A 15,492-nucleotide genomic window follows, 5' to 3' on the forward strand; every position below is an offset into this window, starting at 1 on the left:
CTTGAATTTGACGACGGGCGGCCGGGTGGACGCCGCCGAAACGCGCTCAGTCGTCGATGAGCCGCTTGAGCAATGCGACAGACGTCGCGAGTTCGGCTTGTTCCTGCCGGGAAAGCCGGGTCTGGATGATGCGGGTCAGCCAATCCTGTCGCGCCGCGCGACCCTCCCGGAGCCGTTGGCGGCACGAATCCGTCAGCGACAGCAGGGTCTGCCGCCCGTCGGTCGGATGCGGCGCGCCGCTGACAAGGTTCAAAGCCTCGAGCGCGGCGACGACCGACGCCATCGACTGCGGCCGCATCGCCTCGGCGCGGGCAAGCTGCGACGCCGTCGCCGGCCCGTCCTTTTCGAGGCGCAGCAATACGGATGTCTGAGACGGCGTCAGGTCGCCGCTATGCGCCTGCTCGCGCAATCGGCGCTTCAGTTTGCCCAGGCAAGCGCGGAGGTCCTGCGCCAAGACCGAGGCGAGATGATTGTCCGGCGCATCGTCCATGCCGGCTTGCTTAGCACATAGACAGGTAAACTGTAAAGATTTTCTGCTCAGTCTAGCTGCGCGTGTTGCGATGTCTTCGATGAGAAGTTCTGGAATCCCGACAAAGACTTGCGTTCCCGCCCGCCCCTAGCCGGTCAGCGCGGCGGCGCCGTCAGCGGCCCAGCCCAGACAGGACGACGAGCGCCCCCGCCGGACAGGCGAGGATGCGTCATTTTCTTTCTGATAATCGGAATTTGTGCTAGTCTCTCTTTGTCCGATTCAGGAACCCGCGCCCATGTCCGCGTCCCTGCCTGCCCCCGCGCCCTCCCGCGCCGCCGCGCGCGATCTGCGCCGCTTGCGCATTCTCGCTTCCCTGCAGGCGGGTCTTTCCTATGCGGCGATCGGGCGCGCGGAAGGGCTGTCGCGCGAGCGGGTGCGCCAGATCGTCGCCAAGGCGCTCGAGGAGGAGGGAAGCGGGACGAAGCTCGACCATGCGCGGGTGCAGATCGCCCGGCTCGAGCCGGCGCTGCGCCTCGCCGCGGGCGCCGTCGCCGAGGGGGACCTCGGCGCGATCGACCGGCTGCTCAGGGTGCTCGACCGGCTCGACCGCTACAGCGCCGTCGAAGGCGCCGCGGCGCGCGCGGACGCGGGCGGGCGCGAACGGTTGCTCGCCAAGATCAATGCGATGGCCGAGCGCATGATCGCGGCGCGGCGGTCGGGTCTCGTCGACGCCGACGGGCGAGCCCGTCCTGGCGACGGCGAGGCCGCCCTTGACGCGACGGATAGCATTGATTTCGTTGATGAACCTGGCGCGCCGTCAAGCGCCGGGCTTGACGTCGCTTGACAAAACTTGACGAAACTTGGCGCGCCGCTTGACGAGAAACTTGACGGGGCGGAGAGCCGGTTCCGATTTCAAGCTCAAGCGTTGTCATGGCCGGGCTTGACCCCATCGGCGCTAAGTTTGGCGTTTGAGTTCGCCCTCACGGCGTCATGGCCGGGCTTGACCCGGCCATCCAGGCCGAGGCGCGAGCGTGCCGCATATCGATGACGACGCAGCGGCGCTTGAATGGCCGGGTCAAGCCCGGCCATAACGCCGCGTAGGACTCCGACTCGCGGCAATTCGCTCTGGCGGCGCGCCTCAGCTCGCCTCGAGGAACTGCTCGGCTTCGGCGAGGTCGACCGAGACGATCTGGCTGACGCCGCGCTCGGCCATGGTGACGCCGAACAGCCGGTCCATGCGCGCCATGGTGATCGGATTGTGGGTGATGGTGACGAAGCGGGTGTCGGAGCGGCGGCTCATTTCGTCGAGCAGGTCGCAGAAGCGCTCGACATTGAAATCGTCGAGCGGCGCGTCGACCTCGTCGAGCACGCAGATCGGCGACGGGTTGGTGAGGAACACGGCGAAGATCAGCGCCATCGCCGCCAGCGCCTGCTCGCCGCCGGAGAGCAGGGTCAGCGTTTGCGGCTTCTTGCCCGGCGGACGCACGACGAGTTCGAGCCCGGCCTCGAGCGGATCGTCGGATTCGATCAGCTGCAGCTCGGCCGTGCCGCCCTCGAACAGGGCCGCGAACAGCTCGCCGAAATGCTTGTTGACGACCACGAACGCGCCGAGCAGCCGTTCGCGCCCTTCCTGGTTGAGATTGTGGATCGCCTGTCGCAGCCGCTTGATCGCTTCGGTGAGATCGTCGCGCTCCGCGACCAGCCGGTCGCGGCTCGCCGTCACCTCGGCAAGCTCCTCGTCGGCGCGCAGATTGACTGCGCCGAGCCGCTCGCGCTCCTGCTTGAGACTCTCGAGCTTGCGCTCGACGCCCTCCGCCTCGGGCGCCGGCGCGCCGGCGGCGAGGCCGGCGAGCGCCGGCAGTTCGCTCGGCGCGACGTTGAGCTCGCTCTCGATCGTCTTGACCAGCTCGTCGCGCGCCTGGCGCGCGCCCTCCAGCCGCTGCTCGGAGGCGGCGCGCGCCTCGCGCGCCCCGCCCATCGCTTCGAGGGCGGCGCGCGCGGCGCGGTCGGCTTCGGCGAGCGTCGTCTCGGCGGCGGCGCGCGCGTCGGCGGCGCCTTTGCGCGCCGTCTCCGCCGCGCCGAGCTCGCTCATCAATCTTAGGCGCTGTTGCAGGAACACGGCCGGCGCCGCGGCGAGCGTCGCCAGCTCCGCTTCGGCGGCCGCGCGCCGCTCGCCGATGTCGGCGATATGCGCGTCCGCCTTGGCGCGACGCTCGGCCCACGAACGCCGCTCCTCGGCGATCGCGCCCCGCCGCGCTTCGCGCGCTTCCGCCTCGCGGGCGAGGTTCTGCGCCGCCGCTTTCGCTTCGGCGAATTCCGCCCGCTCCTGCGCGGCGAGCGTGCGCGCGCGCTCGAGCGCCAGCGCCAGTTCGTCGCTCGGCGCGAGATCGGCGAGCGCGGCTTCGCGCTCGGTCTTGCGTTCGGCCGCTTCGCGCCGCTGCGCCTCGGCGCGCGCCAGCGCTTCGTCGAGCGCCGACAGGCGCGACAGCGTCTGGGCGCGCCGACGCTCGGCGGCGGCGAGCGTGTCGCGCGCCGAGTCGAGGGCGGCCCGCGCCGCGCGCGCGCTTTGGCGCGCAACGCCGTCGGCGGCGGCCGCTTCGCTCAAGCCGGCATGGGCCTTGGCCGCCTCGGCGCGCGCCAGCGCCGCGGCCTGGCGCGCGGCCTCCGCCTCGCGCGACAGATCGCCGAGCCGGTTCTTCTCGATCAGCCGCTGCGCCGCCGGCGTCGTCGCCTCGGCGGTGGAAACGAAACCGTCCCAGCGCCACAGGTCGCCTTCGAGCGACACCAGCCGCTGCCCGGCTTTCAGCTCCCCCGCCAGACGCGCGCCGTCGGCGCGCGCCACGACGCCGATCTGCGCCAGCCGCCGCCGCAGCGCCGGCGGCGCTTCGACGCGCCTGGCGAGCGGCTCGACGCCGGCCGGCAGATCGGGATCGCCCTCGCCTTCGCTGAGCGACCAATGCGCCGGCGCGGCGGAATCGACCGAGGCCTGCAGGTCGTCGCCGAGCGCGGCGCCGAGCGCCGCCTCGTAGCCGCGCGCGACGTCGACCGCGTCGATCGCCGGCCGCCACTTGCCGCTCGGCGTCGCGCTGATCAGTTTGGTCAGCGCGCTGACTTCCGCGTCGATGCGCTGGGCGGCGCGTTCGGCGTCGGCGAGCGGGCCACGCGACTGCGCTTCCGCTTCGCGCGCTTCGGCATGCGCCGTTTCGGCGGCGAGCGCGCGCGCTTCCGCGTCGGCGAGCGCCTGGGCGAGCGTTTCGGCCGCCGCGGATTCGGCGCTGAGGGCGGCTTCCTCGTCGGCGGCGGCCTGCAATTGCGCGCGCTCGCGCGCGATCGTCGCGCATTCGCTCTCGAACCGCGCGTGCCGGCGCGTTTCTTCGGCGAGGCCGGCGGCGAGCGCGTTGCGGCGGGCGTTGTGATCGGAAGCCGCCGCCTGCGCTTCGGCGAGCGCCGCCTCGGCGGCGGCGAGCCGCTCTTCGAGCCGCGTGCGTCGCTGTTCGGCCCCGCGCTTGGCCTCTTCGGACCGCGCGGTCTCGGCGACGAGCGATTCGTCCTCGGCCGCCAGCCGCGCCGCCACCTCGGCCGCGTCGGCGATCAGCGCCTCTTCGCGCTGCAGGTCCTGCGCCCATTCGGCGACGTGGCGCTCGAGCTCGGCGACGCGCGCCTTGGCGCGATTTTCTTCCTGGGCGAGCGCGTCGCGCGCCAGCGTCAGCCGGTGCAGCGCCGCGCCGACGCGCGCTTCTTCGTCGCGCAGCGGCGGCAGGTCGGCGGCGGCGATCGCCTGCAACCGCGCCGCTTCGGCCTGGGCGCGCGTGCGTTCGGCGACTTCGCGCAGGTCGGCTTCGAGGCGGCGCTCGGCCTCGACGCATTGCGCCTCGCGCTCGCGCCAGGCGATCAGCCGCGCCAGCGCCTCGTGGCGACGGATGTCCTGCGCCAAATTGCGATAACGATGGGCCTGACGCGCCTGGCGCTTGAGACTGTCGATCTGCGCGTCGATCTGCTTGAGGACGTCGTCGACCCGAACGAGATTGTCCTCGGCCCCCTTCAGCCGCAGCTCGGCCTCGTGACGGCGCGAATGCAGGCCGGAGACGCCGGCCGCCTCTTCGAGGATCAGCCGCCGCGCCTGCGGCTTGGCGGCGATGATCTCGCCGATCTGGCCCTGGCGCACCAACGCCGGCGAGCGCGCGCCGGTGGAGGCGTCGGCGAACAGCAATTGCACGTCGCGCGCGCGCACCTCGCGGCCGTTGACGCGATAGGTCGAGCCCGATTCGCGCTCGATGCGGCGCGTGACTTCGATCGTCTCCGAATCGTTGAAGGCGGCGGGCGCGCGGCGATCGGAATTGTCGAGCGTCAGGCCGACCTCGGCGAGATTGCGCGACGGCCGCGCGCCGGCGCCGGAGAAGATCACCTCGTCCATCCCCGCAGCGCGCATGTTCTTGTACGAGCTTTCGCCCATCACCCAGCGCAGGGCCTCGACGAGATTGGATTTGCCGCAGCCGTTGGGGCCGACGATTCCGGTCAGCCCGGGCTCGATCTTGAACTCGGTCGGGTCGCAGAAGCTCTTGAAGCCGGCCATGCGCAGCCGCTCGAATTTCATGGGCCTCGCCCTCTGGTCGTCGTTCGCGCGTCGCCGGGCGCGCCCGGCATGAGTCGGCTTAGCCGACGCGAATTTCTGCGGCAAGCCGCCATAAAGCGCCGCGGCGATCAAGCCCCGCAGCGGAGAAATCTGTGCGAAACCGGGCTATTTCGCTGGCGCCGCCAGCGCCGCGTCGAAGGCCGGCAGCGCCGGTTCGCCGTCGAGCTTGTGGCCGTTGACGAAGAACGTCGGCGTCGAATCGAGGCCGAAGCGCTCGGCGGCGGAGTCGCGCGTTGCGGCGATCCCGTCGAACAGCGCCTTGTCCTTCACGCAGGCGAGGAAATCGGTCGGCGACAGGCCCGTCTCGCGACGCAGGCGTTCCAACGGCTCGTCGCTGAACGCCCATTCCTCCTGGCGCGCGAACAGGCGGTCGACCAACGCGTCGCGCTTGTCGGGCCCGGCGCAGCGCGCCGCCATGAACGCGGCGATGGCGAGCGGGTCGAGCGGAAACTCGCGCAGGATGAACTTGGCCCTGCCGGTGTCGACGTATTTGGCCTTCAGCGCCGGCCACACCTGGTCGTGGAAGGCGGCGCAATGGCTGCAAGTCATCGAGGCGTATTCGACGATCGTCGCCGGGGCGCTCGCCGCGCCTTCGACGATGTCGGGCAGCGGCCCCGGCTGCATCAGCGCGGCGGCGACCGTCGCGTCGGAGGCGGCGGCCGGCGCGGCCGCCGCAACCAGCGCCAGGAGACCGGCCGGCGCGAAGCGCGCCGCGGCCCATCGAAGCCATGTCATCGCCATTTCCCTCGGATCGCGCCCCGCCGCCCGACAAGGGGCGCGCAGCGCGGCGGGAAAATAGCCGCCGACCCGCCCCGCGGCAACCCACCCTGGCGCCGCCGCTCGACTCGAGGTCGGCTTTGCTGTATGAGGCCGGCCTCAACTGAAAACAGCGCGCCGAAGCGCTCGTCGAGCCGTTAACTGCGGACCGGCGTCACGGCATGGAGACGGAAATGAATATCATCCAGACGCTGGAGGCCGAACAGGCCGCCAAGCTCAGCGCCATCCGCGAAATCCCCGATTTCGCCCCCGGCGACACGGTCATCGTCAACGTCAAGGTCACCGAGGGCGAGCGCAGCCGCGTCCAGGCCTACGAGGGCGTCTGCATCGCCCGCAGCGGCGGCGGCCTGCAGGAAAGCTTCACCGTCCGCAAGATTTCTTACGGCGAAGGGGTCGAGCGCGTATTCCCCATCCATTCGCCGGTGATCGATTCGATCAAGGTCGTGCGCCGCGGCAAGGTGCGCCGCGCCAAGCTCTATTATCTGCGCGACCGGCGCGGCAAGTCGGCGCGCATCGCCGAGCGCACCGACAACTCGCCCAAGACCGTCGAAGCCGACAAGCCCGCCAGCTGACCGTCGCGCCCGCTTCGCGCGCGCCGACCTTCAAGCCGCGGCCGCAGTTTCCCTGCCCTCGCCCCGCGTGTTATCGCGGGGCGCGATGAGCGCGGCGGACAGCGACGACGGCAAGCGGGCGACGCCAGGCGTCGTCGTCGACGCGCTGTTTCCGGTCGCGGTCGACACGCTCTATTCCTATCGCGTTCCTAGCGACCTCACGCTCGCGCCGGGCGATTTCGTCTTGGCGCCGCTGGGGACGCGCATGTCGACCGGCGTCGTCTGGACGGTCCGCGAAGGCGACGGCGGCAATCTCAAATCGATCACCGCCAAGCGCGACTGGCCGCCGCTCAAGGCCGCGATGCGCGACTTCATCGACTGGGTCGCGCGCTGGACGCTCGCGCCGCGCGGGATGGCGCTGCGCATGGCGACGCGCGGCCCCGAAGCCGCCGCGGCGCCGGCGGTGAAATTCGCGGTTCAAGCGACCGCCAAGCCGCCTTCGCGCGCGACGCCGGCGCGCGAGCGGGTGCTGGCGGCGTTGGCGGCGCAATCGCCGCAGACCCGCGCCGCGCTCGCCGCGGCGGCGCAATGCGGCGTCGGCGTCGTCGACGGCCTCATCGACGACGGCGCGCTCGAACTCGTCGCGCTCGACCCCGATCCCGCCGCGCCGCCGCTCGACCCTGATCGCGCCGCCCTGCCGCTTTCGCCCGACCAGCGCGCCGCAGCGGCGGCGCTGGAGCATGCCGTTCGATCGCGCACGGCGCGCACGATCTTGCTCGAGGGCGTCACCGGCTCGGGCAAGACCGAAGTCTATTTCGAAGCGATCGCCGCGACCTTGCGCGCCGGTCGGCAGGCGCTGGTGCTGTTGCCGGAAATCGCGCTGACGTCGCAGTTCCTCGACCGCTTCGCCGCCCGCTTCGGCGCGCGACCGGCGGAGTGGCACTCGGCGATCACGCCCCGCCAGCGCGAGCGCCTGTGGGGCGCAGCGGCGAACGGCGAAGCGCGGGTCGTCGTCGGCGCGCGGTCGGCGCTGTTCCTGCCCTTCGCCGATCTCGGCCTGATCGTCGTCGACGAAGAGCACGAGGGCGCCTACAAGCAGGAGGAAGGCGTCGTCTACCACGCCCGCGACATGGCGGTGGTGCGCGGAAAGCTGGAGAACGCGCCGGTGGTTCTGGCCTCAGCGACGCCGTCGCTGGAGACGCGCGTCAACGCCGAGCGCGGCCGCTACGACTGGCTGAAGCTCCCGGCGCGCTTCGGCGAGCGGCCGATGCCCGACCTTGCCGCGATCGACCTGCGCCGCGAAGGCCCGCCGCGCGGCCGCTGGTTGGCGTCGCGGCTGGTCGAAGCGATCGCAGCGGGCCTTTCCGCCGGCGAGCAATCGCTGTTGTTCCTCAACCGCCGCGGCTACGCGCCGCTGACGCTGTGCCGCGCCTGCGGCTATCGCTTCCAGTGCCCGAACTGCTCCGCCTGGCTGGTCGAGCACCGTTTCCGCAAGGCGCTCATCTGCCACCATTGCGGCCACAGCGAGCCGCGGCCGGAAATCTGCCCGCAATGTCTCGAGGCCGACACGCTCGCCGCCTGCGGCCCCGGCGTCGAGCGCCTCGCCGAAGAGGTCGCAGCGCTGTTTCCCGACGCGCGCACGCTGGTGCTGTCGTCCGACTTTCCCGGCGGGATCGAGCGGCTGCGCGCGCAACTCGACGCGGCGGCGCGCGGCGAATACGACATCGTCATCGGCACCCAGCTCGTCGCCAAGGGCCACAATTTTCCGCTGCTGACGCTGGTCGGGATCGTCGACGCCGACGTCGGCCTGTCGAACGGCGATCCACGCGCCGCCGAACGCACCTTCCAGCTGCTGCGCCAAGCGACGGGACGCGCCGGCCGCGGCGAACGGCCGGGCCGCGCGCTGCTGCAGACCTGGCAGCCGGAGCATCCGGTGATCGCCGCGCTGATCGCCGGCGACGTCGAGCGCTTCTACGCCGAGGAGGCCGAGCAACGCCGGCGCGGCGCCCTGCCGCCGTTCGGCCGGCTGGCGGCGATCGTCGTTTCCGGCGAGGACCGCGGCGGCGCGGAAGCGCACGCGCGCGCGCTCGCTCGCGCCGGCCACAAGCTCGCGCCTGGCAAGGGCTGGCGGGTGGCGCCGCTCGGCGGCGCGCCGCAGGGCGACGAGATCATTCTGCTCGGCCCCGCCGAGGCGCCGATTGCGGTTTTGCGCGGCCGCCATCGCTTCCGTCTCGCCGTCAAGGCGCCGCGCGCCGCGGACCTGCAGGGCTTTTTGCGCGCGCTCATCGCCGCCGCTCCGCCGCCGCGCGGCGGCGTCCGCATCGCGGTCGACGTCGACCCGCAGAGCTTCATGTAGACAAGCCGCCGCGGGTCGCGGAAAACTCCGTCCGCGGCGCGGGCGACGGGACGGAGCGGCATGGCGATCGCGGGCATCGACCTCGGAACGACGAACTCGCTGATCGCGCTGTGGACCGACTCGGGGCCGGAGCTCATTCCCAACGCGCTCGGCGACACGCTGACGCCCTCGGCGGTCAGCATCGCCGAGGATGGCGCCGTTCTAGTCGGCCGCGCGGCGGCCGATCGCCTCGTCACCCATCCCGACCGCTCGGTCGCCTCGTTCAAGCGCTGGATGGGCTCGCCGGCCGGCGCGCGGCTCGCCGGCCGGTTCTACCGCGCCGAGGAATTGTCGGCGCTGGTGTTGCGCGCGTTGAAGGAGGACGCCGAGGCGCAGGTCGGCGGCGCGATCGCCGAGGCGGTGATCTCGGTGCCCGCCTATTTCAGCGACCCGCAGCGCAAAGCGACGCTCGATGCGGCGCGGCTCGCCGGAATCGCCGTCGAGCGCTTGATCAACGAGCCGACCGCGGCCGCGCTCGCCCACGGGCTCGACACGCTCGAGGAAGGGCGGTTCCTGATCCTCGATCTCGGCGGCGGCACCTTCGACGTGTCGCTGCTGCACAAATTCGAGGGCGTCATGGAGGTGCGCGCTTCCGCCGGCGATTCGCATCTCGGCGGCGACGACTTCCGCGACGCTCTGGTGGCGCTGATCGCGCGGCGTCACGGCGTCGATCCCGACAAGCTGGCGCGAACCGACCTCGCCCGGCTGATGCGCGAGGCGGAGCGGATCAAGCACGCGCTGACCGCGCAAGACCGGGCGGCTTACGAAATCGAGCTCGGCGACGAGGTGCGCCGTGGCGAGGTGGCCCGCGCGGAATTCGAAGATGCGGCTCAACCGCTGTTGCGCCGACTGCGCGCGCCGATCGAGCGCGCCGTCGCCGACGCGCGCGTCGATCCGCACGCGATCGACCAGATCGTGCTGGTCGGCGGCGCGACGCGCATGCCGATGGTGCGCGCGCTCACGGCGCGGCTGTTCGGCCGCTTCCCGCTCGCCCACCCGCGGCCCGACCATGTCATCGCGCTCGGCGCGGCCGTTCAGACCGGCTTGAAGGCGCGCCATGCCGCGCTCGCCGACGTGGTGATGACCGACGTCTGCCCGTTCACCCTCGGCATCTCGGTGCGCGACCCGACCGCGCCCGACCAGCGGACGATGTCGCCGCTGATCGAACGCAACGCCGTCGTGCCGATCAGCCGCTCGGGCCGCTACTACACCGTAGCCGACAACCAGGCGGCGATCGTGATCGAGGTCTTCCAGGGCGAGAATCTGCGGCCGGCGCAGAACATCAAGATCGGCGAACTGCGCATGCCGGTGCCGCTGGCGCCGGCGGGGCGCGAGGGCGTCGAGGTGCGCTTCACCTACGACGTCAATGGCGCGCTCGAAGTCGAGGTCGCCGCCGAGACGACCGGCCAGCGCGAACGGCGGGTGTTCCGCAACGAGGCCAACCTCAGCGCCGAGGAGCTCGACAAGCGCTTCCTCGCGCTCGCCGAAATCAAGGCGCCGCCGCGCGATCAGGCGGAGAACCGCGCGCTGATCGCCCGCGCCGAGCGCCTCTACGCCGAGAGCCTGGGCGCGCAACGCGAGCACATCAAGCGCCTGCTGTCCGAGTTCGAGATCGCGCTCGCCGACCAGCAATTGCGCGACGCCGCGACTTTGCGCGACCGCTTCGGCGAAGCGCTCGACGGTTTCGAGCGCAACTGGCCGACGTTATGACGCGCGCGGCGCGAGCGGCCGAACGGCCATGAGCCCGTGGGACGCGCTCGGCATCGCGCCGACGACCGACGCGCGCGCGATCCTGCGCGCTTACGCCGAGAAGCTGCGGGTCACGCGCCCGGAGGACGATCCTGTCGGCTTCCAAAGCCTGGTCGAAGCGCGCGAGCGGGCGCTCGCCTGGCGGCCGCCGTCGCCCCCCGACGATGACGACGAGACCGCCGCGCTCGACCCCGACCCGCCGCCCGAGGCGGAGCGCGACGCGACGGCGCATCGAGCGCCGCTCGACTCGGGCGCGCGCCCGCCGCCGCGCTGGCGCGCCCCGGCGCCGGCGCCGAGCCCGCCCGACCGGCGCGACAGGGCGCCGCCGCGTTGGCGGGCGCCGGTCGCGACGCCGGTCGGTCCGGAGCGGGCCGAAGCGCCGCCGCCCGACGCAGCGCGCGGCGCGACGACCGACGACGGCGGCGCGCTCGCTGCTTTGCGCGCCCGACTTAGAGATCTCGCCGCCGCCCCCGACGCGACGTTTCGCGACCTCGCCGCCTGGCGTGCGGCGCTCGATCTCGCCGATGCGCTCTCGCTGGCCGAGCGCGAGGCGGCGCGCGGCGAACTCGCGGCGCTGCTCGCCGAGCGCCTGCCGGAACCGGGGCGCGACGCGCCGCGGCTCGACGCCGACCTGCTCGCGCTCGTCGACCGGCTCGATCAGGACTTCGATCTCGCCCGCGTCGCCAATGACGCCAAGCGGCTGCCGGAGGGACCGCGCCGCGCCCGGCTCGCCGACTGGATCGCCGCCTGCGCAGCCGAACGCGCGATGGCGAAGCGGCGCGCCGGCGGTCGCGCCGCCTATCGCTTAGCTGACGGTCTGCCGCTGATCCCGCCCGAGGATCGTCAGCCGGCGCTGGCGCGCGCCGACCTGATCGCGATCTACGAGGCGCAAGCGCGCGGGGAAAAGCTCGACCTTCTCCGCGCCTGGCGCGGCGCGTGGACGGCGGCGCTGTTTCCCGGCGTGATCAGCGCCGCGCGCGACGCGCCGCTGCTCGCGCTCGCCGCGCTCGGCCTCGAAGCGGGCGCCTTCGTCTTCGTCGTCGCCGCTGGCGCGCGCGTTTCCGAGGCCGGCGCCGACGGGATCGGGCGGTTCGAGATCGCCGCGGCGCTGGCGATCCTCGTCGTCGCGCGTCTCGCCGCGATGACCCTGTGGCCATTCTTCGCCGTGCGTCGCGCCGCCGCGCGGGTCCGGCGCGCCGATCGCGCCGGATATTCGACGCCGGCCGGCCGGCGGCCGATCCTGTCGCGGCGGCTGGGCGCCCATCCTTTCTTCGGCGTGCTGGCGGTTCTCGCCGGCTTTGTCGATCTGACGACGGGCGTCAGCGCGCTCGGCATCTTCCTCGCCGCCTTCGACCCGGCGAAATAAGCGAGCGCCGGCGCATCTATTAACTGTTTCATAACGTATGAAATGCGATCGCCTAGATTTGTTCCGTATAATATGCTAGCAAGCTCTGATCGCAGATAAATTCGTCAGCGGCGCGACGTGAATTGCGGCGCGCTGCGATAGCGCCGGCAGACTTCGGCAGAGGCCTCGTCCGGCGAAAGGGACTTTCGTTTGACTCAGATTGTCACCGCCAACCGGCTCATCGACGGAATCGTCGTGTTCCAGGACGCTTCCGGCGGCTGGAGCGAAGATTTCGCGCGCGCCGCGGCTCACGAGGATGCCGCCGCCGCGCTTGCGCGCGCGGGTGAGGACGTCGCCGCGAGCCTGATCGTCGACCCTTATGCGATCGAGGTCGAGCTGCGCAACGGCCATTACGCGCCGAAAGCTTTGCGCGAGGCGATCCGCGCGACGGGACCGACGGTGCGCCGCGATCTCGGCAAGCAGGCCGAAGGCTTGGCGCCGATCGCCGCCGCGCACGCGCCGACGGAGAAGTCGCATGTATCGCTATGACGAATTCGACGCGGCCTTCGTCGCCGCGCGCGTCGGCCAGTTTCGCGACCAGGTCGGCCGGCGCCTCGCCGGCGAGCTGACCGAGGAGCAGTTCCGGCCGCACCGGCTGATGAACGGCCTCTATCTGCAACTGCATTCCTACATGCTGCGCATCGCCGTGCCCTATGGCACGCTGAACGTGCGGCAGATGCGCAAGCTCGCCGAGATCGCGCGCAAGTACGACCGCGGCTACGGCCATTTCACCACGCGGCAGAACCTGCAGTTCAACTGGCCGGCGCTGAAGGACGTGCCCGACATCCTCGCCGAGCTCGCCAGCGTCGAGATGCATGCGATCCAGACCTCGGGCAACTGCATCCGCAACGTCACCGCCGACCATTACGCCGGCGTCGCCGCCGACGAGCTCGCCGATCCGCGCCCCTTCGCCGAAATCCTGCGGCAATGGTCGTCGCTGCACCCCGAGTTCTCGTTCCTGCCGCGCAAGTTCAAGATCGCCGTCAACGGGGCGCCGCACGATCGCGCCGTCATCCAGGCGCATGACATCGGCCTGCAGATCGTGCGCGACGATCAGGGCGAACTCGGATTCGCCGTCTATGTCGGCGGCGGGCTCGGCCGCACGCCGTTCATTGGCCGCAAGGTGCGCGATTTCCTGCCGCAGCGCGATCTGCTCGCCTATGCCGAGGCGATCCTGCGCGTCTACAACCTCGAGGGCCGGCGCGACAACAAGTACAAGGCGCGCATCAAGATCCTGCTGCACGAGAAGGGCCTCGAAGCGTTGCGCGACGCGGTCGAAGCGGAGTTTTCCGCGCGCGGCGGCGCCTCGCTCGAATTGCCGGCCGAAGAGGTCGAGCGCATCGCCGCCTATTTCGCCCCGCCGCCGCTCGCGCCGCGTTCCGTCACGAACGAGCGGGTCGAACGCCGGCGCGGCAAGGACGCCCAGTTCGCCAAGTTCTTCGAGTCCAACGTCGTCGCGCACAAGGTCCCCGGCTACGCCATCGTCACCGTATCGCTGAAACCGATCGGCGGCGTGCCGGGCGACGCGAGCGCCGACCAGATGGACGCGGTCGCCGACCTCGCCGAGGACTATTCGCACGACGAGCTGCGCGTCTCGCACGAGCAGAACCTCATCCTCCCCTACGTCGCGCTCGACGACCTGACCGCCGTCTACGACCGGCTCGCTTCCGTCGGCCTGGCGACGCCCAACGCCGGACTGATCAGCGACATCATCGCCTGCCCCGGCCTCGACTATTGCGCGCTCGCCACCGCGCGCTCGATTCCCGTCGCCCAGCGTCTTTCCGAGCGCTTCGGCGACGGCGCGCGCGCGCGCGCGATCGGGCCGCTGAAGATCAAGATTTCCGGATGCATCAACGCCTGCGGCCATCATCACGTCGGCCACATCGGCATTCTCGGCCTCGAGCGCAACGGCGAGGAAACCTACCAGATCACGCTCGGCGGCTCGGGCGACGAGACGGCGTCGATCGGCCAGATCATCGGCCCCGGCTTCAGCTCGGAGACCGTGGTCGGCGCGGTCGAGACGATCGTCGACACCTATATGGCGCGCCGCAGCGGGCCAGAAGAGACGTTCCTCGACGCCTATCGCCGCCTCGGCCCGGCGCCGTTCAAGGAAGCGCTCTACAGCCGCAACGCGGGAGCCGACATCTGATGAGCGCCCATGACGTCAGGCTGTTCGGCGACGCGATCGCCGCCAGCCGCCTCGAAGACCGCTTCGCCAAGGTCAAGGCGAGTTCGTTGCTGCGGCTGGCGATCGAGGACCTGTATCCCGGACGCATCGCGCTGGTGTCGAGCTTCGGCGCCGATTCGGTCGTGCTGCTGCACATGGTCGCGCAGGTCGACCCGACGACGCCGGTCGTGTTCGTCGACACCGGCCAGCATTTCGACGAGACGCTGCGCTACCGCGACGAGCTCGTAGCCCGCCTCGGGCTGACCAACCTCGTGATGGCCGAGCCGGACCGCGAGACCGTCGCGGAGGAGGACCCGGAGAAGTTCCTGTTCGCCAGCGACCCTGACCGCTGCTGCGACATCCGCAAGGTGCAGCCGCTGGCGCGCGCGCTTGGCGGCTACGACGCCTGGATCACCGGCCGCAAAAGCTTTCAGACCGCGACCCGGTCGCGCGTGCCGCTGTTCGAGGCCGAGGGCGATCGGGTCAAGGTCAATCCGCTGGTCGGCTGGAGCGCGACCGATCTCATCGACTACATCCGCGCCGCCGGCCTGCCGCCCCATCCGCTGGTCGCCAAGGGCTTCCCGTCGATCGGCTGCCTGCCCTGCACCAGCCGCGTCGCGCCCGGCGAGGACCCGCGCGCCGGCCGCTGGCGCGGCCGAACCAAGTCCGAATGCGGCATCCACACCGAACCGCTGAACGTGGGTCAGGATATCTGATGGCTCTGTGGCGCGACGGCGGCTTCGCCGACGACATCTGGACGACGCTCGACGATTCCGCGCCGATTCCGGAGCGCGGCGCGATCGTCGTCTCGTTCGCGCGCTGGCGCGCGGAGAAGGCGGCGCTCGCGACGCGCGCCGATCCGGTCGGCGTGGCGATCGCCGCCGATAAAGACGCGGTCGATCGCCTCGCCGAGGCGGCGCATCGGCCGCTGGTGGCGCTGAAATTCGACAAGTTCGCCGACGGCCGCGCCTTCTCCTACGCCGAGCTCTTGCGCGAGCGCCACGGCTTCAAGGGCGAATTGCGCGCCACCGGCGACGTGCTGCTCGACGAAATGCCGCTGATGCAGCGCTGCGGGTTCACGTCGTTCGAGGTGACCGACGCCAACACGCTGCGCGCGCTGAAAGAGGGGCGACTACCGAAAGGCGCGCTGTTCTACCAGCCCGCGCCGGGGCAGCGCGAAGCGCCGACGGGGACAAGACCGTGGCTGCGACGGGCGGCGAGCTGAGGGCGCCGCGCCCCGCCACCTCCCAACCCGTCATGGCCGTCCCCGGACTTGATCCGGGGATTGTCCCGGCCATCCACGTCTTTCTCGGCGCCTCACGCGTTCATGTCTTCGTACAAGTCGC

Annotated in this window: 12 protein-coding genes; 9 read left to right on the plus strand and 3 right to left on the minus strand. The window is 71.4% G+C overall.

Features of this window, described 5'->3' with window-relative positions; genetic code table 11:
* Window positions 1-46: 46 nt before the first annotated feature.
* The gene (locus ABSF49_RS14015; protein ID WP_424113271.1) at window positions 47-490 is read right to left on the minus strand and encodes a MarR family winged helix-turn-helix transcriptional regulator; all 444 of its coding nucleotides are present in this window, start codon (window positions 488-490) and stop codon (window positions 47-49) included.
* 274 nt (window positions 491-764) lie between these two features.
* On the opposite strand from ABSF49_RS14015, the gene ABSF49_RS14020 reads away from it, so the two are divergent.
* The gene (locus ABSF49_RS14020; protein ID WP_424113272.1) at window positions 765-1,313 is read left to right on the plus strand and encodes a hypothetical protein; all 549 of its coding nucleotides are present in this window, start codon (window positions 765-767) and stop codon (window positions 1,311-1,313) included.
* Between the two features lie 294 nt (window positions 1,314-1,607).
* On the opposite strand, the gene ABSF49_RS14025 is transcribed toward ABSF49_RS14020, so the two are convergent.
* The gene (locus ABSF49_RS14025) at window positions 1,608-5,063 is read right to left on the minus strand and encodes a chromosome segregation SMC family protein (protein WP_424113273.1); all 3,456 of its coding nucleotides are present in this window, start codon (window positions 5,061-5,063) and stop codon (window positions 1,608-1,610) included.
* A gap of 144 nt (window positions 5,064-5,207) precedes the next feature.
* Window positions 5,208-5,837, minus strand: a complete 630-nt coding sequence (locus tag ABSF49_RS14030; protein WP_424113274.1) for a thioredoxin domain-containing protein — start codon at window positions 5,835-5,837, stop codon at window positions 5,208-5,210.
* A gap of 215 nt (window positions 5,838-6,052) precedes the next feature.
* Between ABSF49_RS14030 and rplS the strand changes: the two genes are divergently transcribed.
* The 8 genes from rplS to ABSF49_RS14070 all read left to right on the plus strand — a co-directional run bounded on the left by rplS (window position 6,053) and on the right by ABSF49_RS14070 (window position 15,371).
* Complete coding sequence (gene rplS, locus ABSF49_RS14035; RefSeq protein WP_424113275.1) at window positions 6,053-6,451, plus strand: 50S ribosomal protein L19; 399 nt, start codon at window positions 6,053-6,055, stop codon at window positions 6,449-6,451.
* Window positions 6,452-6,536: 85 nt separating this feature from the next.
* Window positions 6,537-8,786: a primosomal protein N' gene (locus ABSF49_RS14040; RefSeq protein ID WP_424113276.1), complete on the plus strand. Its 2,250-nt coding sequence runs from the start codon at window positions 6,537-6,539 to the stop codon at window positions 8,784-8,786.
* Window positions 8,787-8,846: 60 nt separating this feature from the next.
* The gene (locus ABSF49_RS14045; protein WP_424113277.1) at window positions 8,847-10,535 is read left to right on the plus strand and encodes an Hsp70 family protein; all 1,689 of its coding nucleotides are present in this window, start codon (window positions 8,847-8,849) and stop codon (window positions 10,533-10,535) included.
* Between the two features lie 28 nt (window positions 10,536-10,563).
* Window positions 10,564-11,940, plus strand: coding sequence for a hypothetical protein (locus tag ABSF49_RS14050; RefSeq protein ID WP_424113278.1), 1,377 nt, complete (start codon window positions 10,564-10,566; stop codon window positions 11,938-11,940).
* Between the two features lie 189 nt (window positions 11,941-12,129).
* Window positions 12,130-12,468, plus strand: a complete 339-nt coding sequence (locus tag ABSF49_RS14055; protein WP_424113279.1) for a DUF2849 domain-containing protein — start codon at window positions 12,130-12,132, stop codon at window positions 12,466-12,468.
* Window positions 12,455-14,128 (plus strand): nitrite/sulfite reductase, encoded by a 1,674-nt coding sequence (locus tag ABSF49_RS14060; protein WP_424113280.1) that lies wholly within the window; start codon window positions 12,455-12,457, stop codon window positions 14,126-14,128. Before ABSF49_RS14055 ends, ABSF49_RS14060 begins: the two co-directional genes overlap by 14 nt.
* A complete protein-coding gene (locus tag ABSF49_RS14065) occupies window positions 14,128-14,862 on the plus strand; it encodes a phosphoadenylyl-sulfate reductase (protein ID WP_424113281.1) in 735 nt (244 codons plus the stop codon). Before ABSF49_RS14060 ends, ABSF49_RS14065 begins: the two co-directional genes overlap by 1 nt.
* Window positions 14,862-15,371: a DUF934 domain-containing protein gene (locus ABSF49_RS14070; protein WP_424113282.1), complete on the plus strand. Its 510-nt coding sequence runs from the start codon at window positions 14,862-14,864 to the stop codon at window positions 15,369-15,371. The genes ABSF49_RS14065 and ABSF49_RS14070 overlap by 1 nt, the downstream gene beginning before the upstream one ends.
* Window positions 15,372-15,492 lie beyond the last annotated feature (121 nt).

Origin of the sequence: Roseiarcus sp. (assembly GCF_049514155.1) — a bacterium.
Taxonomy (GTDB): domain Bacteria; phylum Pseudomonadota; class Alphaproteobacteria; order Rhizobiales; family Beijerinckiaceae; genus Roseiarcus.